Origin of the sequence: Streptomyces sp. NPDC047974, assembly GCF_040653375.1 — a bacterium.
GTDB lineage: Bacteria > Actinomycetota > Actinomycetes > Streptomycetales > Streptomycetaceae > Streptomyces.
In genome coordinates, this window is record NZ_JBEZNU010000011.1 from 6,731 (window position 1) to 25,816 (window position 19,086).

Consider the following 19,086-nt stretch of genomic DNA (forward strand, 5'->3'; position numbering starts at 1 on the left):
CTACCAGGTCCACGTCTGGACGGTGGACGACCCGGAGGACGTCGAGCTCTGTCTGCGCCTGGGCGTCGACGCGATCATCACCAACCGCCCCAAGGCCGTTCTCGAACAGCTCGGACGCTCCTGATCCACACCCCCGGGCGCCCCGCCGGGGCGGCCGGGGGGTGTGCACCGGCGCGTTCGGCACGTACGCGATCGTCACTTGTGCTCCACCCCACCCGGAACAGGCGGTTTCCGGTCGCGGTCACCGGGGCATCCACACGGTGGCGTGGGGCGAAGGAGGTCTCGGGGGTGGCGTTGGTGGTGGCACAGAAGGTGCCCACGTCGTCGAGCATGGCCGTACCCCATGGCCCTGCGGGCGTGGGGGAAGCACGACACCGGATGCGGGACGAGCTGTACCGCGGCGGGGTGTCGGAATCGGTCGTCGACGACGCGGTCCTGATCCTGTCCGAACTGCTCAGCAACGCCTACCGGCACGGCAGGCCGCTGGGCCGGGCGGACCGGGGAGAGGGCGACGTGCTGGCGGCCTGGCGGCTCGATCCGTCGGGCGGGCTCACGGTCGAGGTCACGGACGGAGGCGGTCCCACGAGACCCGTCCCGTCGACGCCCTCGGTCACGGCACGCGGCGGACGCGGGCTCAACATCATCGGCGCCCTGGCCCAGGACTGGGGCGTGCGCGACAGCGCGGCGGGCGAGGTCACGGTCTGGGCGATCGTCACGGAGGGCCACCGCCGCGAGGACTTCGCGACCCGCGTCGGCGCCGGCGGCTCCGGCTTCGACCTCCTCGACGCGTACGACGACCTGGACTGACGCGACACCCCCGAACAGGCATGCGGGGGTGCGTTTCCGGCCGGTTCGCGGATACGGCTCCGGGGCCGGCGGCCGCTTCGGCGGAGCCCGTGACCGATCCGCGGGCGGGGACCGGATCCGATCCGTCGGGTGGTCATGGCACGGCTGAGCTTGCCGCGGCGTCCGGACGGCTAGGCTCGCGCCCGACACAGCACCGCGATCGGGAGAAAGCCACACCATGGCCAAGAAGCGCCCCCAGACGAAGGCCGGCAAGAGCGGCCAGGCACAGGTCACGAACGGGGAGATCCCGGTCGTCGGCGCGCGCGAGCCGTGCCCGTGCGGTTCGGGCCGCCGCTACAAGGCGTGCCACGGCCGGGCGGCCGCGCACGCCGTGACCGAGCACGTCCAGCGCCCCTTCGAGGGCCTGCCCGGCGAGTGCGACCTGGTCGCGCTGCGCGAGCTGGTGCCCGCCGCCACCGTGCCGCTCACCCTCAAGGCCGGGCTGCCCGAGGGCGTGCCGTCGGTGACGCTGGCGACGGTCCTGCCGATGGCCTGGCCCGCGCTCCGCCGCGACGACGGCTCGGTCCTGCTCGCCCTGCAGAACGACGGCACCTCCGGCGACCTGTCCCGCGACCTCGCCGACACCCTCCAGCGCGCGCTGGAGACCGAGCCCGGCAACCCGGTGCCGCCGCGCCGCGTCGAGCCCGAGGGCCCGCGCCTCCAGGACCTGCTGGACACGGACGCGCCCTTCGCGCCCGAGGTCCACACCGGCTTCGAGTTCTGGATCCCGAAGTCGGCGGACGGCGCCGACCCCGAGGTCGCCGCCTCCCTGGAGCGGGCCAACGCCGCCGCGATCCCCACGGAGAAGCTGGCCTCGGTCGACGCCGCCTACTGGTGCGAGACCCCGGACAAGAACCACCTGCGCTGGGTCATGCCGCACCCGGAGGAGAAGCTCCTCGACGCGCTCGCCCGCCTCCAGGCCGCCGGCACCACCTCGCTCGGCCCGGACACCCGTCTCGTCGGCTCCTTCCGTGCCCACGGCCTGATGGTCCCGGTGTGGGACCTGCCGTCGGCGATGACCGCCGAGCAGTGCGAGAAGCCCGCCGCCGAGTTCGCCGGGCGACTGGCCGAGGCGCTCGCCGCGGACACCCCGCTCACCGCCGAGGAGCGTCGCGCGCGCGGCGGCCTCACGAACCGTCAGGTGACTCTCAGCTGATACCCCAGGTGGTATCGGTGACTGACAGACCGACCAGTCGGTGACTTCCGCCACAGCGGAACCTACGGAGCGGTAAATCCCTGTCCGAATAACCGAGATCGAATTTGCGAACCGCAGATCTCTTGTTACCGTTCTGGAAGCCCGGTCGCTGGTGCATCCCCCGTCGCCAGCGACCGGGCGTTTCCATGTCCGCCCCGCCGTCGCGCCGGGGCGTTTTCTCAACTCGCTTCGCCCTCGGCCGTGTTGCTACCCGAGCGGAGCAGCAGCGGTGCGTCGCCGCCTTCTTCCCTCGCCGCGAATTCCGCCACCGCCGTATGCGCGCGAGCGGCGCCCGTACCCGGCTCCCTCGGGGTCTCGCAGGTATCCGGCTCGTCCCGCGCGGGGACCGCGCACCGCACCTGGATCGTCCGGCCACCGGGCGCCATGAGGGTCAGAATCGCGTCGATCTCGCGGCCGGTGGCGTTGCGGTAGTAGGTCCGCGCCCAGACGTCCGGGCCCTCGGACAGGACGCAGGTCTGCGCCTCGACGCCCTCGGGCGAGGCGAGTTCGGGACCGCAGCGGCTGACCCTCTCGGGCGCCCCCGCGGCCTCCGCGTCGGCGCGCGCCGACGGGGGTGCCTGCTGCGGGACGGCGGGCCGTGCGCCCTCGCCGGCACGCTCCCTCCCGCCCGTACGGTCCTCTCCGCCGGTACGGCCCTCCTCGCCGAGCCCGAGATCGCCCAGCAGCCCTCCGGCCGCACCGCCCGGCTTGGCGTCGCCCACCGGGGCCGGGGCCACCGGAGCCTGGCCCGCCGGAGCGTGGGGCGCCGGAGCCTGGGCCCTCGACTGCGGTGCTTCGCCCTGCTGGCCCGCCTTGGCGGCCAGCGGGACGAGGACGGCGATCGCGACGGCGGTGCCGAGGCCGGCCATGCGGAGGTGCGCCGGGCTCAGCCGACTCATGCGACCCACCTGCTCTGTTCGGGGACCGGTCCCGGGCCGGGAACGATCACGGACGGTGGGCCGAACCTACCCGCGCCGGACGGGCGCCCGGCGGGCCGCGCGCCGGATTCCCCTGCGCGTCGGCCCGGGACACACCCGTTCGGGTGAACGGTCAGTAGGCGAGCCTGGTCCCGCCGCCGGGGGTGGCCGTGCTCGCCGCGACCAGGGCGTCGACGACCGCCTCCACGTCCGGCAGCCAGGGGCGGGCCGAGCCGGCGAGCGGCTCCCGCTCCCAGCGGACCTGCCCGGTGCCGGCCGTGGACGGTGGCAGCAGCAGGTAGCCGCCTTCGCCGTGGAACCGCAGCGAGCTGGGCACGCTGTCCTTCGCGTACAGCAGCTCGCCGAGCCGTTCGAGGCCGTACGGGGCGACCAGGATCGACCAGCGGGTCGGCGTCGCCACCACCGGGCCGAGCCGCATGCCCATCGCGTCGAGGTCCCGCAGGGCGCGGGCGCCCGCGAGCGCCGGGAGGCTCACCGCGCAGGGGGCGCGGCCGCCGGTGGCCAGCACGACGGGGGCGTCCGGGCGCCGGGTCCACCACCAGCGGATCATCCGCTCGTCGGTGGTGGCGGCCAGCAGGCCCGGGTCGAAGGGGTGGGCGCCGGGGACCACGCAGTCCGGGTCGGGACAGGCGCACACCGGGCCGTCGCCGCCGGTCCGCGGCCCGCCCCCGGACCTCTCGGCCGTACGGCCGGCACCGGCCCTCTCCGCACGGCCGGCCGCGCCACCGGTGGCCGGCAGCTCCGCACGGCCCGCGCCGGACCGCTCCGCCCTGCCGGCTCCCGAGACGGCCCTCCGGCCGCCGCGGCCGGAGGTCTTCGCCCCGCCGGCGGGCTCGGCCAGGCCCACTCCCGGCAGGACGGGCCAGTCCCACTCGACCGCGAAGGTCACCGCCGCGTCCTGCCGTGCGGTCCTCGCCTTGCGCCGGAACCGGAGCCTGCGTCGCCTTCCGAGGATCTCGCGCATGAGCGCTCGTTCCTTTCCGTTGAACGCCGAATCCACATCACACCATGTGCAGATCTCTTCACCGTGCGTATCAGCGCGTACAGCGTCGGCGGTGCGTCGCCCCGCCCGGGGCGGGGCCGGCCGGAACGGGGCCGGGTCACAGTCGGGTCGAAGCCGGTTCGGAGCACGATCCCCGCCACGCGGGGAGGGGCTGCGGCCTGCGGCACGTACGACGCCGGGGTTCCGCTTCTCGATCCCGGGGCGGTGTCAACTGCCCCTGCCTGTCATCGATTACGTACCCCACACGCTCAAAATGACGCGCTTTCAAACGACGCCAGTCGACCGCAAATGGTGCACAGCAGGGTCAATTTTCAGCCAACTTCCCGCCCACTTCAACCCCTGCGCACGAGCTCGCGGAACGCCACGCGGACACCACAAGTCCCATCGGGACAATGCTGGACATCGCTCCTCGGGTGCGTGTACATGTGGAGACATCGAGCGGCGCAATATGACATGGGGGTTTGCGATGCCATGGCGTCAAACGCACCGGTCGGAAAGCCGACCGAGATGAGCTCCCCACACCTGCCGAAACACCTGCGGCAGCACCTTCCGAAAGTGGCCGGAATCGACTCCACGGTTCCCGCGCCACCGCACACTAAGGCGCCTCTCGCGGGCGTCCCCGCCGCCGCGGCACCGGCCGACGCGGCCCCCGGACCCGGCGTCCAGATCACGGACCGCCTGGCCGGCTGGGTCTCCGACCTCACCACCCTCCACGAACTCACCGAGCGGCTCATCAGGACCGCCACCCTCGACGAGGCCCTGCACGAGCTCCTCGGCGCCGGAGCCGCCCTCGTCGGCGCCCGCCGCGGCATGGCCGTCCTCGAACCCGCCGACGGCCTCGGCCCCACCGCCACCGTCGGCCTCGGCCTCGCCCACGCCGACCTCGGCACCATCGAGACCGTCCCCCGCGGCGCCACCAGCTACGGCCGCCTCCTCGACGGGCTTCCCGACCCGTCCGATCCGGACCGCGTCCCGGAGGCCATCTCCATCCACGACGTCCGCACCGAGGAAGGCCTCGACCCCCGCCACCGCGAGGTCGCCGCCCGCCTCGGCTACGCCGCCAGCTACGCCCTCCCCCTCGCCACCGAGGAGACCGGCCGGATCGGCGCCGGCGTCTGGCTCTACGACGAGCCGGCCGCCCCCACCGACCGCCAGCGCCACCTCGTCGGCCTCTACGGCCGCTTCGCCACCGAGCACCTCGCCCACCTCCTCCGGATCGAGCGGGCCCACGTCCAGGTCGCCACGGTCGCCGAGGAGCTGCTCCCGAGCCGGCTCCCCCGGGTCCCGGGCGTCCGGCTCGCCGCCCGCCACCGCACCGGCCCCCGGGGCGGCGGCGACTGGTACGACGCCCTGCCGCTGCCCGAGGGCGCCCTCGGGCTCTCCGTCGGCTCCGTCTCCGGCACCGGACCCAGCGCGCTGGCCGCGATGGGACGGCTGCGCGCCTCGCTGCGCGCGTACGCGGTCATGGAGGGCGAGGACCCGGTCGCCGTCCTCTCCGACCTGGAGCTGCTGCTCCGGCTCACCGAGCCGGCCCGCTCGGCCACCGCCCTCTTCGCCTACGCCGAGCCGGCCCGCCGCCGGCTCGTCCTCGCCGGCGCCGGCCACACCCCGCCGCTGCTGATCGGCGAGCGCCGCACCGAGTACGTGGAGACCTCCCTCTCCGCACCGCTCGGCATGCTCTCCTGCTGGGAGGCGCCCAGCGTGGAGCTGTCCCCCGCACCAGGAGAAACGGTGCTGCTGTACACGGACGGGCTGCTGCGGCGTACCGGCGACCCCATCGACCGGGCCTTCGCCCGGCTCCACGCGGCCGCCGCGAGCGTGCCCCGGGCGGAACGCGACGATCCGGGCGCGGTCGCCGACCACGTCCTGCGGACCGTGCTTCCGGACGGGCTCGACCCGGCGGTGGAGGGCGAGGACGTGGTCCTGCTCGCCGCCCGCTTCGACTGATCCCGCCGGTCACCGCTCGATCCGACCGGTGACCGCTCGGTAACGGGTCTTCCGGCCCTGGGCCCCCTTCCGTACGACCGTACGATGGAGGGGGTTCAGTGTCGTACCAAGAGGAGGCAGACCCGTGGCCGAAGAGCTCACTCCGGAGACCCCGGACGAGGCCGAGGAGCCGATCAAGCAGCGGAAGAACGGCCTGTACCAGGGCGTATCCGACGAGCTCGCCGAGAGCATGAAGTCCGGCTGGGCCGACACGGAGCTGACCGGCCTCGCGCCGATCCCGCAGGCCGAGCGGACCGCCGCCCGGCGCGCCGCCCTCTCCGCCCGCTTCCCGGGCGAGCGCCTGGTGATCCCGGCCGGCAGCCTGAAGACCCGGTCGAACGACACCGAGTACAGCTTCCGCGCCTCCACCGAGTACGCGTACCTCACCGGCGACCAGACCCACGACGGCGTCCTCGTCCTGGAGCCGGTCGCGGACGGCCACGAGGCCACGATCTACCTGCTGCCCCGCTCGGACCGCGAGAACGGCGAGTTCTGGCTCGACGGCATGGGCGAGCTGTGGGTCGGCCGCCGCCACTCCCTCGCCGAGGCGGAGCAGCTGCTCCGCCTCGCGGCGAAGGACGTCCGCGAGCTGGCCGCCGCCCTCACCGAGGCCACCGGCCCGGTCCGCGCCGTGCGCGGCCACGACGCCGGCATCGAGGCCGCCCTCACCGACAAGGTCACCGCCGAGCGCGACGAGGAGCTGCGGGTCTTCCTCTCCGAGGCCCGGCTCGTGAAGGACGCCTTCGAGATCGCCGAGCTGGAGAAGGCCTGCGCCTCCACCGCCCGCGGCTTCGAGGACGTCGTGAAGGTCCTCGACAAGGCCGAGGCCACCAGCGAGCGCTACATCGAGGGCACCTTCTTCCTCCGTGCCCGCGTCGAGGGCAACGACGTCGGCTACGGCACCATCGCCGCCGCCGGCCCGCACGCCTGCACGCTGCACTGGGTCCGCAACGACGGCGCCGTCCGCTCCGGCGACCTGCTCCTGCTCGACGCCGGCGTCGAGACCACCGAGCTCTACACCGCCGACGTCACCCGCACCCTGCCGATCAACGGCCGGTACACCGACGTCCAGCGCAAGATCTACGACGCGGTGTACGAGGCGCAGGAGGCGGGCATCGCCGCAGTGAAGCCCGGCGCCGCCTACCGCGACTTCCACGACGCCGCCCAGCGGGTGCTCGCCGAGAAGCTCGTCGAGTGGGGCCTCGTCGAGGGCCCGGCCGAGCGCGTCCTGGAGCTGGGTCTCCAGCGCCGCTGGACCCTGCACGGCACCGGCCACATGCTCGGCATGGACGTCCACGACTGCGCCGCCGCGCGCACCGAGGCGTACGTCGACACCACCCTGGAGCCGGGCATGTGCCTGACCGTCGAGCCGGGGCTCTACTTCCAGGCCGACGACCTGACCGTGCCGGAGGAGTACCGCGGCATCGGCGTCCGGATCGAGGACGACATCCTCGTCACGGAGGACGGCAACCGGAACCTGTCGGACCAGCTGCCCCGCCGGTCGGACGAGGTCGAGGCGTGGATGGCCGGCCTGAAGGGCTGACCCCGCACGCGTACGGGCCCCGTCGGCGACCTCGCCGGCGGGGCCCCGTCATGCCAGCAGGAGGGACGGGCTGTCCTTCCACTTCAGGATCTTGTCGAAGCTGACGACCGCCCCGCCCCGGCCCGATCGGCCGAAGTGGACGTGGTCGGAGAGCTCCTCGATCAGGCGCAGGCCACGGCCGCTCTCGGCGTCCGGCCGGGCGGCCGGGGCGGGCGCCGCCGGCGTCCCGGGGAAGCCCGGGCCCGCATCGGCGACCTCGATCCGGCAGGTCTCGCCGTCGAGGAAGGCCGTCACCCGGTACGCCTCCGAGGCCCGGCCCGCGGCGGTTCCGCCGCCGTGCTCGACCGCGTTGGCACACGCCTCGGTCAGGGCCACCGACAACTCGTAGGAGACGTCGGGATCCACCCCGGCCGTCTCCATGGTGCCGAGGAACAGGCGCCGGGCGAGCGGCACGCTCGCGGCCTCGCGCCGCAGATGGAGTGACCACCAGATGCTCATGCTCCAGCCTCCCGGCAGCGGCTCGACATACCCCTAGCTATTGCCGCGCGCGGCGGTCCGTAAGCGCCCTGAAGCGTCAAGAGCGCCCGTTCGGCGGACGCGAGGCGGTCGGACCCCGGTGTATGTCCGCCCGAACACCCCCAAGGCCGACCTTGCGGACCTGCCTCCTGCGGGCGGGTGCCCTGGTGCGATGATGGGGCCGCCATGTCTGCCCCCGCGCTCGCTCCACGGCTGCTGAGGGCCGCGGTGTTCACCGCGGTCTGCGTCGTGCTGTCCGCGCTCGGACACGCCCTCGCCGCCTGCGCGGGCATCGCCCTGTGGACCCTCCTCGCCGGCTTCCTCGGCGTCTTCGGGGCCACGGTCCTGCTCACCGGGCGCGAGCGCTCGCTCGGCTTCGTCGTCGCCACCCTCGCGGGCGGACAGCTCGGGCTCCACCTCCTCTTCGGCCTCGGTCAGCGGCAGCTCGCGCCGATGGCCCAGGCCGACGACGCGCTCGTCCGCATGGCGGCCAAGCTCGTCTGCGGCTCGGGCGCGGCCAACCTCACCCCCGGCGACGCCGCCGGGATCCTCGGCCGGGCCGGAATCGACCCGGCCGCCGCGTCCGCCCACGCGGGCGCGCACGGGGCCGCCGCACCCGCCGACGCGCTGCTGCCGAGCCTGCCGATGGCCCTCGGGCACCTGCTCGCCGCGCTGGTGGCCGGCTGGCTGCTGCGCCGGGGCGACCTGGCCCTGGTCCGACTCGTGGAGCTCTCCGAGCAGCGCGCCGGCGAGGTCGCCGAGGGCGTCACCGTGCGCTCCCTGCGCGCCGCGCTCCGCCTCGTCCGGGCCCTGCTCGCCGGCCTGGCGGCGCTGGCCCCGGCCGGTCCGGGCGGCCGGCCGCGCACGGCCCTCGACTCCCCGCCTCCGGTGGCCGGGGCACTCCAGCACACGGTGATCCGCCGCGGCCCGCCGGCCGCCGCCTGCGTCCTCGCAGCCTGACGCGGTCCGCTCCAGGGGGAGCGGGGCCGCGCCCGTCCGCGCCCCTCCGCCCGGGTCCACCCGTGGCGCCGCGGGCCGCCGGACCGGACCGCCTTCCCTCTCGCGGGCCCGCCACGGGTCCCTTCACCGAGCCGGAGTGTCTTCCATGAACCTGTCCCGCGTCGTCCTCGCCGCCGCCGGCACCGCCGCCGCCTCCGTCGTCCTCCTGTCGGGCACGGCCTTCGCCCATGTGAGCGTGCAGCCGCAGGGCGAGGCCGCCAAGGGCGGCTACGCGACCGTGAACATCAAGGTCCCGAACGAGCGCGACAACGCCTCCACCGTGAAGCTGGAGGTCAACTTCCCGCTCGACCACCCGCTCGCCTCCGTCATGCCGCAGCCGGTCCCCGGCTGGAAGGCCGAGGTCACCAAGTCCAAGCTGGACAAGCCGCTGACGCTGCACGGCAAGCAGATCAACGAGGCCGTCTCCAAGGTGACCTGGACCGCGGACGGCTCGAAGATCGGCCCCGGCCAGTTCCAGCAGTTCCCGCTCTCCCTCGGCCAGCTGCCGGAGGACGTCGACCAGCTCGTCCTCAAGGCCGTCCAGACCTACGACAACGACGAGGTCGTGCGCTGGATCGAGGAGCAGAAGGGCTCCGAGGAGCCGCAGAACCCGGCCCCGGTCCTGAAGCTCTCGGCCGCCGGCGCCGACCACCACGGCGGCGGCGCCACGCCCACCGCCTCGGCCTCCGCCGCGACGGACGCGAAGGCCGGTCACGACGCCGGGGCCGGTGACCACACCGAGACCGCGTCCGCCTCCTCCAGCGACACCACGGCCCGTGTCCTCGGCGTCATCGGCATCCTCGTCGGCATCGCCGGCGTCGCCTTCGGCGTCCTCGCCGGCCGCCGCCGCTCGGCCTGACGCTCACCCCGGTCGGCATACCCGGCCCGCCGCGGCACACCTGGTACGCCTGGTGTGCCCGGCGCACCAGGCGCTCCCGGCGCCCGGTGAGAGCCGCACGTCCCGCACCTCCCGCACTCCGAAAGACACTCACCGCATGTCCACAGAGAAGACGTCCCCGTCGCAGAGCGGCGGGGACGGCACCACAGGCCGCCCCGGACGGCGCACCCCGCTGATCATCGCGGCCGTCGCGATCGTCGCCGCCCTCGGCATCACCGCCGCGGTCGGCCTCGGCGGCGACGACAAGAAGGACACCGCCTCCTCCGGCGTCGCCCTGATCGAGGGCGTCACCGAGAAGACCCGGGCCGCGACCGTCCTCGACCGGCCCTTCACCAAGCCCGACCTCGTCCTCACCGACACCAAGGGCGAGCGCTACGACCTGCGCGAGCGCACCAAGGGCAAGCCGACGCTCATCTACTTCGGCTACACCAACTGCCCCGACGTGTGCCCGCTGACGATGAGCAACATCGCCATCGCCAAGAAGCAGCTCCCCAAGGCCGACCAGGACAAGCTCCAGGTCGTCTTCGTCACCACCGACCCCGAGCGGGACACGGCCCCCTCGCTGGCCAAGTGGCTGCCGGGCTTCGGCGACCCGTCCTTCACCGGCCTCACCGGCGATTTCGCGACGATCCAGGCGGGCGCCCGCTCGATCGGCATCGGCATCGACCCGCCGAAGAAGGAGAAGGACGGCACCGTCGTCTCCATGCACGGCGCCCAGGTCGTCGCCTTCTCCCCCACCACCGACCAGGGCTATGTCCTGTACGGGGAGGACGCCACCGTCGACGACTACGCCAAGGACCTGCCGAAGATCATCAAGGGAGAGAACCCGTGAACCGCCGCACCACCGCCCTGTCCGCCTCCGTGGCGCTCGCCGCCGCGCTCGCGCTCACCGGGTGTTCGTCCGACAGCGGAAAGCCCGAGCTGAAGGTCAGCGGCGCCTACATGCCCCAGCCCATGATGGACATGGCCGGCGGCTTCCTCACCATCGAGAACACCGGCGACACCGCCGACAAGCTCACCTCGGTCACCAGCCCGCTCTCCGACGACGTCACGATGCACGAGACGAAGAACCAGAAGATGCAGATGGTGAAGGCCTTCGACATCCCGGCCAACGGGGAGCTGAAGCTGGCCCGGGGCGGCAACCACCTCATGTTCATGGAGCTGAAGAAGAAGCCGAAGCAGGGCGAGAAGGTCAGCGTCGAGCTGCACTTCGAGAAGGCGGACCCGATCACGGTCGAGCTGCCCGTCGAGGCCACCAACCACAACCCGCAGCAGCACTGAGCTCGTTGACGGAGTGACACAGTGACGACACCCACCGCCCCCCGCCTCGGTACCGCCCTGGCCCGGCTGCTCGTACTCGCGGCCGCGCTCCTGGGCGTGCTCCTCGCCGGCGCCGCCCCCGCCTCCGCGCACGCGGCGCTGACCGGGAGCGACCCCGGCGACGGGGCGGTGGTCGCCACCGCCCCCAAGGAGGTCGGCCTCACCTTCTCGGAACAGGTCGCGATGAGCGCCGACTCGATCCGGGTCCTCGACCCCTCGGGCCGGCGCGCCGACACCGGCGAGATCATCGACCTGTGCAGCGGCGCCGTCGTCAAGTACGGCGTGGCCCTGCGGGCCGGTCTGCCGGACGGCACCTACACCGTCGCCTGGCAGACCGTCTCCGCCGACAGCCACCCGATCGCCGGGGCCTTCACCTTCTCCATCGGCGCCCCCTCCGCCACCTCGGTCGCGCTGCCCGAGCAGACGGCCGGCGGCGGGGTCGTCGGCGCCCTCTACGGGATCGCGCGCTATCTGTCGTACGCCGGCTTCGCCGTCCTCGTCGGCGGCGGCGCCTTCGTGCTGCTGTGCTGGCCGCGCGGCGCGGGCGTCCGGCCCGTGCAGCGGACCGTGGTCAGGGGCTGGCTGACCCTCACCGGCGCCACCCTGGTCATGCTGCTGCTGCGCGGCCCGTACACCGGCTCCGGCAAGCTCGCCGACGTCTTCGACCTGGCCGGGCTCCAGGCCGTGCTCCAGACCAAGACCGGCGCCGCGCTCACCTCCCGGCTGCTGCTGCTCGGAGCGGCCGCGCTCTTCGTCGCCGTCCTGTTCGGCGCGTACGCCCGGCGCACCGACCCCAAGGAGCGCAAGGACCTCGCCTTCGGCCTGGGCCTCGGCGGCACCGTGGTCGCCGCGGGCATCGCCGGCACCTGGGCGCTCGCCGAACACGCCTCCACCGGCATCCAGCCCGGCATCGCCATGCCCGTCGACATCCTGCACCTCCTGGCGGTCGCCGCCTGGCTCGGCGGGCTCACCACCCTGCTGGTCGCCCTCTACCGGGCGCCCTCCGTGGAACGCGCGGCCGTCGAGCGCTTCTCCCGGGTCGCCTTCGTCTCGGTCGCCGCCCTGGTGGCCACCGGCCTCTACCAGTCCTGGCGCCAGGTCGGCTCCTGGTCCGCCCTCACCGGCACACGGTACGGGCAGCTGCTCCTGGTGAAGATCGGCCTGATGGCCGTACTCGTCGGCATCGCCTGGATATCCCGCCGCTGGACCCGACGCCTGGCGGAACGAACGGCGTCGGAGACCGAGGAAGAGGAGCGTGAGAAGGAGCTTGAGAAGGACCTTCAGGAGGAGCCCGAGGACGGGCTTGAGGACGGGCTTGAGGACGGGCTTGAGGGTGGGCCGGAGAAGGAGCTCGAGGGAGAGCGCGAGGGAGGAGAGCCCGAGGGAGAAGGCCTTCGGGAGGGGACGGACACGGCGGAGTCCGCTCCCGGGGACGAGCCCGATCCCGAGCGGGCCGCCCAGCTCGCCCGCCAGCGGGCCGCCATGGCCACCGCGCGCCGGAAGAAGGCGCGGGACGCGGATCCCGAGCGGACCGGCCTGCGCCGCTCGGTGCTGACCGAGGCCGCCGTGGCCGTCGTCCTGCTCGCCGTGACCACCGTCCTCACCTCCACCGAGCCGGGCCGCACCGAGGAGGAGGCCGCCCGGAACGGCGGGACGACGGCCGGATCGGCCGCGGTGCCCGACCGCCCGGTCGACATCCGCCTCCCCTTCGACACCGGCGGCGTGGACGGCAAGGGCGTCGTCCGGCTCAGCCTCGACCCGGGCCGCACCGGCGCCAACGCCCTGCACCTCTATGTGGAGCGCCCCAACGGCAAGCCGCTGGACGTCCCCGAGATCAAGGTGAACCTCACCCTGGAGGAGAAGGGGGTCGGTCCGCTTCCCGTCGCCCCCGACCGGATCCAGACCGGGCACTGGAGCGCGAGCGGCGTCCAGCTCCCGCTCCCCGGCGAATGGCGGATCCAGGTGACGGTCCGCACCTCCGACATCGACCAGACCACCATCGAGAAGAACGTCAAGATCGGCTGAATGACCGTGAGCAACCCCGTGACCGGCGCCACGCCCGACGGCACCCCCGCCTCCGCCCCCGACGGGGGCCACCTCGACATCTCCCGGCGCCGGCTGCTCGGCACCGTCGGCGCGGCGGGCGCGGCCGGCCTGGTGATCGGCGCCGCGGGCGGTGCCGGGATCGCGGCGGCCGTCTCGGAGGACGGCACCGCCACGCCCGGGGCCGGCGGCTCCGGCGCCCTCACCTCGGTGGGGGCCACCGAGGTGGGGTTCCACGGGCGCCATCAGCCCGGGATCACCACCCCGCTCCAGTCGCGGGGCCACCTGGTCGCCTTCGACCTCGCGCCGGGCGCGGGCCGCAGGGAGGCCGCCGCGCTGCTGCGCCGCTGGTCGGCGACGGCGCGGACGCTGATGGCCGGGGAAGCCCCGGCCGAGGACACCGGGATCGCGCTGGACGCGGGCCCGTCCTCCCTCACGGTCACCTTCGGCTTCGGCCGCACCTTCTTCGACCGGACCGGCCTCGCCGCCCGGCGCCCGGCGCAGCTCGAACCGCTGCCCGCCTTCTCCTCCGACGCGGTCGACCCGAAGCGCTCGGAGGGCGATCTGTGGGTGCAGATCGGCGCGGACGACGCCCTGGTCGCCTTCCACGCGCTGCGCGCGCTCCAGAAGGACGCCGGGGACGCGGCCCGGGTCCGCTGGCAGATGAACGGCTTCAACCGCTCGGCGGGGGCGACCGCGCGCCCGATGACGGCCCGGAACCTGATGGGGCAGGTCGACGGCACGAACAACCCGAAGACCACCGACCCCGACTTCGACCGGCGGATCTTCGTCCCGGCCGGGGCGACGGGCGCCCAGGACTGGATGGCGGGCGGCTCCTACGCGGTCGTGCGGCGGATCCGGATGCTCCTGGACGACTGGGAGCGGCTGGCGCGGGAGAAGCAGGAGCAGGTCATCGGCCGCCGCAAGGCGGACGGGGCACCGCTCTCGGGCGGTTCGGAGACCACCGCGCCGGACCTGGACAAGCTGGGCCCGGACGGGAAGCCGGTCATCCCCGGCAATGCCCACGCCCGGATCTCCGCCCCCGAACAGAACGGCGGTGCGGCGATGCTGCGCCGGCCCTTCTCCTTCCACGACGGGATCGGCGCGGACGGCACCCCGGACGCCGGGCTCCTCTTCATCTGCTGGCAGGCCGACCCGCTGCGCGGCTTCGTGCCGGTGCAGCGGAAGCTCGACCGGGGCGACGCGCTGTCGGCCTTCATCCGGCACGAGTCGAGCGGTCTCTTCGCCGTGCCGGGCGGGGCCGCCGAGGGCGAGTACGTCGGCCAGCGGCTGCTGGAGTCCTGAGACCGGCCGAGACCCGGAGACCGGACGAGACCCGGGGGCCGGCCGAGACCCGGAGGCCGGCCGAGGCTGCCCGGGGGCCGGCTCCCGGCGCGGTCGGGGGGCCCGGGCCGGGGGCGGGTCGAGGGCTGAGACGGGGCGGGCCACGGGGCCGGGGCGCATTAGGGTGACGGTATGTCCGCCACCCGGTACACCTACCTCGGTCCCGAAGGCACGTTCACGGAGGCCGCGCTGCGGAGCCTGCCCGAGGCGGCCACGCGGGAACTCGTCCCCATGGTCTCGGTCCCGGCCGCGCTCGACGCCGTACGGAACGGGGAGGCGGCCGCCGCGCTCGTCCCGATCGAGAACTCGGTCGAGGGCGGGGTGACGGCGACCCTCGACGAGCTGGCCTCCGGCGAGCCGCTGATGATCTACCGCGAGGTGCTGCTGCCGATCACCTTCGCGCTGCTCGTGCGCCCCGGGACCGCGCTGTCGGACATCAAGACGGTGACGGGCCATCCGGTGGCCCAGCCGCAGGTGCGCAACTGGCTGCGCAAGCACCTCCCGGAGGCGGTGTGGGAGTCGGCGGCGTCCAACGCGGACGGCGCCCGGCTGGTGCAGGAGGGGCGGTTCGACGCGGCCTTCGCGGGTGAGTTCGCGGCGGCGACGTACGGCCTGGAGGCACTGGTCAAGGAGATCCACGACGCGGAGAACGCGGAGACGCGCTTCGTGCTCGTGGGCCGGCCGGCCCGGCCTGCGGCGCCGACCGGCGCGGACAAGACCTCGGTGGTGCTGTGGCTGGGTGACGATCATCCGGGTGCCCTTCTGGAACTCCTGCAGGAGTTCGCGGTGCGTGGGGTGAACCTGATGCTGATCCAGTCCCGGCCGACGGGGGCGGGGATCGGGAACTACTGCTTCGCCGTGGACGCCGAGGGCCATGTCTCGGACCGGCGGGTCGCCGAGGCGCTGATGGGTCTGAAGCGGATCTGCCCGCAGGTGCGCTTCCTCGGTTCGTATCCGCGGGCGGGTGCGTCCCGCGCAGACGTCAGGCCGCTGCGGCGGGGGACCTCGGACGAGGAGTTCACGGCTGCCTCCGACTGGCTGGCGAGGGCCCAGGACGGCAGGGCCTGACCGCGATAGTGACCGAGCGGCGCGGTTCGTGCGTTCGTTCGTCCACAGGCAGGCATCGTTAGTCCTACCTGCATATTTTTCGGTTTCCCACATCAGTTATCCACAGGCCTGGCAGGCAGGCTGGGGACAAGTCGACACCCGCCCCCGACAAGGTCGACAAATCACCCCCGTCACCCCTCGCGCGCACGACCTCCATCCACAGGGCCCATGGCCGTCCGCGTCAGAGCAGGCCCACCCCACTCACCCTCCGGAGCGAGCGATTCCCCTCGAAATGAGTGCGGGAATCGTGTTTGATCACGCAATTCAGAGGTGGCGGACCCGGAATCCACAGAACTTCCTCACACCCTGTGGATAACTTGATTCCCTGGAATTCCCCGGACCCCAACAAGAACCCCAATTCGGGCATACCAACACGCCCTCCTTAATCCGGTGAGGGCGCGCGAGCGCACACCGGTAGCCTGGTGGGGTGATTGACCTTCGCCTGCTCCGTGAGGACCCCGACCGTGTTCGCGCCTCCCAGCGCGCCCGTGGAGAGGACGTCGGCCTCGTCGACGCCCTGCTCTCCGCCGATGAGCGGCGCAGGTCGTCCGGCGTCCGCTTCGACGAGCTCCGCTCCGAGCAGAAGTCGCTCGGAAAGCTGATCCCCAAGGCCACGCCCGAGGAGCGCGCCGAGCTCCTCCAGCGCGCCGAACAGCTCAAGACCGACGTCAAGGCCGCCGAGGCCGAGCAGAACGAGGCCGACGAGACGGCCCGTGCGCTCCTCCTCCGGCTCGGCAACATCGTCCACGAGGACGTGCCGGTCGGCGGCGAGGAGGACTTCGTCGTCCTGGAGACGCACGGCACCATCCGCGACTTCGCCGCCGAGGGCTTCGAGCCCAAGGACCACCTGGAGCTCGGCGAGGCGCTCGGCGCCATCGACGTCGAGCGCGGCGCCAAGGTCTCCGGCTCGCGCTTCTACTACCTGACCGGCGTCGGCGCGCTCCTGGAGCTCGCGCTGGTCAACGCCGCCATCGCGCAGGCCACCGAGGCCGGCTTCATCCCGATGCTCACCCCCGCGCTGGTCCGCCCGCGCGCCATGGAGGGCACCGGCTTCCTCGGCCAGGCCGCGGAGAACGTGTACCACCTGGAGAAGGACGACTACTACCTGGTCGGCACCTCCGAGGTCCCGCTCGCCGCGTACCACATGGACGAGATCATCGACGCCGACAAGCTGCCGCTGCGGTACGCGGGCTTCTCGCCCTGCTTCCGCCGCGAGGCCGGCACGTACGGCAAGGACACCCGCGGCATCTTCCGCGTCCACCAGTTCGACAAGGTCGAGATGTTCTCGTACGTCGCGCCCGAGGACGCGGAGAACGAGCACAAGCGGCTCCTGGACTGGGAGAAGCAGTGGCTCACCTCCCTGGAGCTGCCCTTCCAGGTGATCGACGTCGCCACCGGCGACCTCGGCGCCTCCGCCTCCCGCAAGTTCGACTGCGAGGCGTGGATCCCGACCCAGGGCAAGTACCGCGAGCTGACCTCGGCGTCCAACTGCGACAGCTTCCAGGCCCGCCGCCTGTCGGTCCGCATGCGCGAGGAGCAGGGCGGCAAGAAGACCGTCCAGCCGCTCGCCACGCTGAACGGCACGCTGTGCGCCGTCCCGCGCACCATCGTCGCCATCCTGGAGAACCACCAGCTCGCCGACGGTTCGGTGCGCGTCCCGGAGGCCCTCCGGCCGTACCTGGGCGGGCGCGAGGTCCTGGAGCCGATCGCCAAGTGAGCGCCTTCCCCTACCGCCTGGTCGCGACGGACCTCGACGGCACGCTGCTGCGGGCCGACGAGTCCGTCTCGGACCGCACCCGGGAGGCACTCGCCGCGGTGACGGCGGCGGGCGCCGCGCACATCGTCGTCACCGGCCGGGCGGTGCCCTGGACCCGGCACATCCTCGACGACCTCGGCTACGAGGGGATCGCGGTGTGCGGCCAGGGCGCGCAGGTCTACCACGCCGGCGAGCACCGGCTGCTGACCTCCCTCACCCTGGACCGGCAGCTCGCCGGGCTCGCCCTGTCCAAGATCGAGGCGGAGATCGGCCCGCTGGCGCTGGCCGCGAGCCGGGACGGCCTGGAGGGCGAGGTCCTGGTGGGCCCCGGCTACCGGGCCCAGGAGGGCCCGCTGCCCTTCGTGTCGTACGAGGACCCGGCCGAGGTGTGGGCGGCGCCGCTCACCAAGCTCTACCTCCAGCACCCGACGCTGAGCGACGACGAGCTGACCGCCGTCGCGCGCGCCACCGTCGGCGGCCTCGTCGACGTGGTCATGGCGGGCCCGGGGATCGTGGAGATCCTTCCACTCGGCCTGAGCAAGGCCACCGGCCTCTCGCTGGCGGCGCGCCGGCTGGGCGTGAAGGCGGCGGAGACCATCGCCTTCGGCGACATGCCCAACGACATCCCGATGTTCGGCTGGGCCGCGCGCGGGGTCGCGATGGGCAACGCGCACGAGGAACTGAGGGCGGTCGCGGACGAGGTGACCGACTCCAACGAGGAGGACGGCATCGCGGTCGTCCTGGAGCGTCTGCTGGCGCTCTGACCCGCGTCCCGTACCGCCGGGAATTCCGTGCGAAGGCCCGCTCCCCCAAGGGAGCGGGCCTTCGTCGGTCGCGGCCCGCGCGGACCGGAGATCCACGCGCTCGAAGCGGCCGCCACCGGGGGATCCCCCGTTTCCCCCGCACAACTAGTGTGCGCCGGGAGGCCGTTCGGTCGCGAACGGTTTTCCGTGCGCCGGATGCCGGGTGAGCGGGTAGCAGGCGAGGCCGATGGCGAGCGAGAGGGCGTGCCCGAGGTCGGTGAAGGTGCGGTCCGTGAGCAGCGGGACGAGGAAGAAGGCCACCGCGGCGGCCAGGTAGAGCCATCGCCAGGGCCGGGCGATGCGGTAGGCGAGGATCCCCGCGGAGGCGGCGAGGCCGTAGCTGACGCCGATGTCGACGACGTGCGCCATGCTCCGCGGCACGTCGTGGTGGGTGATCGCGTAGAGGACGACCTGCTGGCTGACGAGGGTGGCGGCGATGTGGGCGGTGGCCACCGTGAAGAGCCACTTCGGCGTACCCAGCCAGCGCTCCACGGGCGCGTGGAAGAGCTCGAAGAGGATCGCGTAGAAGACCAGCGCGGCCGGGTCCTGGATCCAGAAGGCGCTGCCGAGCAGCGCGCGGACCGGGTGGCGGGCGAGCTGGTAGAGGTTGCTGCTGTTGCGGTGCAGCAGATAGGTCTCGAAGCCGTCGGGCGAGAGGGCGAGGACGAGGCTGGTGGTCGCGATGACCGCGAGCCAGAGATGCGTACCGGGTGACGAACGCACCCACGACCTGATCGGTCGGGATGGTTCGCCACCCGGAGTGGTTTCGCTCGGCACCCGTCAGTGCCT

General features: G+C 73.4%; 18 protein-coding genes. 14 read left to right on the plus strand and 4 right to left on the minus strand.

What is annotated here, in order from left to right; all coding sequences use genetic code 11:
- From AB0E19_RS17445 to AB0E19_RS17455, 3 genes are all read left to right on the plus strand, one after another.
- Positions 1 to 124: glycerophosphodiester phosphodiesterase family protein (locus AB0E19_RS17445; protein ID WP_362180677.1), on the plus strand; the 124-nt coding region annotated here is incomplete at its 5' end.
- A 77-nt stretch (positions 125 to 201) separates the two neighbouring features.
- Positions 202 to 807 carry an ATP-binding protein gene (locus tag AB0E19_RS17450; RefSeq protein ID WP_362180183.1) on the plus strand — a complete coding sequence of 202 codons (606 nt, stop codon included), beginning with the start codon at positions 202 to 204 and terminating at the stop codon, positions 805 to 807.
- Positions 808 to 1,024: 217 nt separating this feature from the next.
- Positions 1,025 to 2,002, plus strand: coding sequence for a DUF5926 family protein (locus AB0E19_RS17455; RefSeq protein WP_362180186.1), 978 nt, complete (start codon positions 1,025 to 1,027; stop codon positions 2,000 to 2,002).
- A gap of 218 nt (positions 2,003 to 2,220) precedes the next feature.
- Here AB0E19_RS17455 and AB0E19_RS17460 read toward each other — a convergent pair whose 3' ends face one another.
- Positions 2,221 to 2,931, minus strand: coding sequence for a hypothetical protein (locus AB0E19_RS17460; protein ID WP_362180680.1), 711 nt, complete (start codon positions 2,929 to 2,931; stop codon positions 2,221 to 2,223).
- Positions 2,932 to 3,091: 160 nt separating this feature from the next.
- A complete protein-coding gene (locus AB0E19_RS17465) occupies positions 3,092 to 3,943 on the minus strand; it encodes a bifunctional DNA primase/polymerase (protein ID WP_362180190.1) in 852 nt (283 codons plus the stop codon).
- A 492-nt stretch (positions 3,944 to 4,435) separates the two neighbouring features.
- On the opposite strand from AB0E19_RS17465, the gene AB0E19_RS17470 reads away from it, so the two are divergent.
- Positions 4,436 to 5,929, plus strand: a complete 1,494-nt coding sequence (locus AB0E19_RS17470; RefSeq protein WP_362180193.1) for a PP2C family protein-serine/threonine phosphatase — start codon at positions 4,436 to 4,438, stop codon at positions 5,927 to 5,929.
- Positions 5,930 to 6,053: 124 nt separating this feature from the next.
- The gene (locus tag AB0E19_RS17475) at positions 6,054 to 7,511 is read left to right on the plus strand and encodes an aminopeptidase P family protein (RefSeq protein ID WP_362180196.1); all 1,458 of its coding nucleotides are present in this window, start codon (positions 6,054 to 6,056) and stop codon (positions 7,509 to 7,511) included.
- A gap of 48 nt (positions 7,512 to 7,559) precedes the next feature.
- Here AB0E19_RS17475 and AB0E19_RS17480 read toward each other — a convergent pair whose 3' ends face one another.
- Positions 7,560 to 8,009 carry an ATP-binding protein gene (locus AB0E19_RS17480; RefSeq protein ID WP_362180199.1) on the minus strand — a complete coding sequence of 150 codons (450 nt, stop codon included), beginning with the start codon at positions 8,007 to 8,009 and terminating at the stop codon, positions 7,560 to 7,562.
- Between the two features lie 204 nt (positions 8,010 to 8,213).
- Between AB0E19_RS17480 and AB0E19_RS17485 the strand changes: the two genes are divergently transcribed.
- The 9 genes from AB0E19_RS17485 to AB0E19_RS17525 all read left to right on the plus strand — a co-directional run bounded on the left by AB0E19_RS17485 (position 8,214) and on the right by AB0E19_RS17525 (position 18,258).
- The gene (locus tag AB0E19_RS17485; RefSeq protein WP_362180202.1) at positions 8,214 to 8,987 is read left to right on the plus strand and encodes a hypothetical protein; all 774 of its coding nucleotides are present in this window, start codon (positions 8,214 to 8,216) and stop codon (positions 8,985 to 8,987) included.
- 145 nt (positions 8,988 to 9,132) lie between these two features.
- Entirely contained in the window at positions 9,133 to 9,885 is a 753-nt protein-coding gene (locus AB0E19_RS17490; protein ID WP_362180205.1) for a YcnI family protein, read from the plus strand.
- A gap of 136 nt (positions 9,886 to 10,021) precedes the next feature.
- Positions 10,022 to 10,756, plus strand: coding sequence for an SCO family protein (locus AB0E19_RS17495; RefSeq protein ID WP_362180208.1), 735 nt, complete (start codon positions 10,022 to 10,024; stop codon positions 10,754 to 10,756).
- The gene (locus AB0E19_RS17500) at positions 10,753 to 11,205 is read left to right on the plus strand and encodes a copper chaperone PCu(A)C (protein ID WP_362180211.1); all 453 of its coding nucleotides are present in this window, start codon (positions 10,753 to 10,755) and stop codon (positions 11,203 to 11,205) included. The genes AB0E19_RS17495 and AB0E19_RS17500 overlap by 4 nt, the downstream gene beginning before the upstream one ends.
- 57 nt (positions 11,206 to 11,262) lie before the next feature.
- Complete coding sequence (locus AB0E19_RS17505) at positions 11,263 to 13,269, plus strand: copper resistance protein CopC (protein WP_362180683.1); 2,007 nt, start codon at positions 11,263 to 11,265, stop codon at positions 13,267 to 13,269.
- Entirely contained in the window at positions 13,270 to 14,592 is a 1,323-nt protein-coding gene (gene efeB / locus AB0E19_RS17510) for an iron uptake transporter deferrochelatase/peroxidase subunit (RefSeq protein ID WP_362180214.1), read from the plus strand.
- 171 nt (positions 14,593 to 14,763) lie between these two features.
- On the plus strand, positions 14,764 to 15,699 hold the full coding sequence (pheA, locus tag AB0E19_RS17515; protein ID WP_360604326.1) for a prephenate dehydratase: 936 nt from the start codon (positions 14,764 to 14,766) through the stop codon (positions 15,697 to 15,699).
- Between the two features lie 466 nt (positions 15,700 to 16,165).
- Positions 16,166 to 17,455 carry a serine--tRNA ligase gene (gene serS, locus AB0E19_RS17520; RefSeq protein ID WP_362180219.1) on the plus strand — a complete coding sequence of 430 codons (1,290 nt, stop codon included), beginning with the start codon at positions 16,166 to 16,168 and terminating at the stop codon, positions 17,453 to 17,455.
- Complete coding sequence (locus tag AB0E19_RS17525) at positions 17,452 to 18,258, plus strand: HAD family hydrolase (protein ID WP_362180222.1); 807 nt, start codon at positions 17,452 to 17,454, stop codon at positions 18,256 to 18,258. The genes serS and AB0E19_RS17525 overlap by 4 nt, the downstream gene beginning before the upstream one ends.
- 144 nt (positions 18,259 to 18,402) lie before the next feature.
- On the opposite strand, the gene AB0E19_RS17530 is transcribed toward AB0E19_RS17525, so the two are convergent.
- Positions 18,403 to 19,020, minus strand: a complete 618-nt coding sequence (locus AB0E19_RS17530; protein WP_362180225.1) for a rhomboid-like protein — start codon at positions 19,018 to 19,020, stop codon at positions 18,403 to 18,405.
- Positions 19,021 to 19,086: the final 66 nt, after the last annotated feature.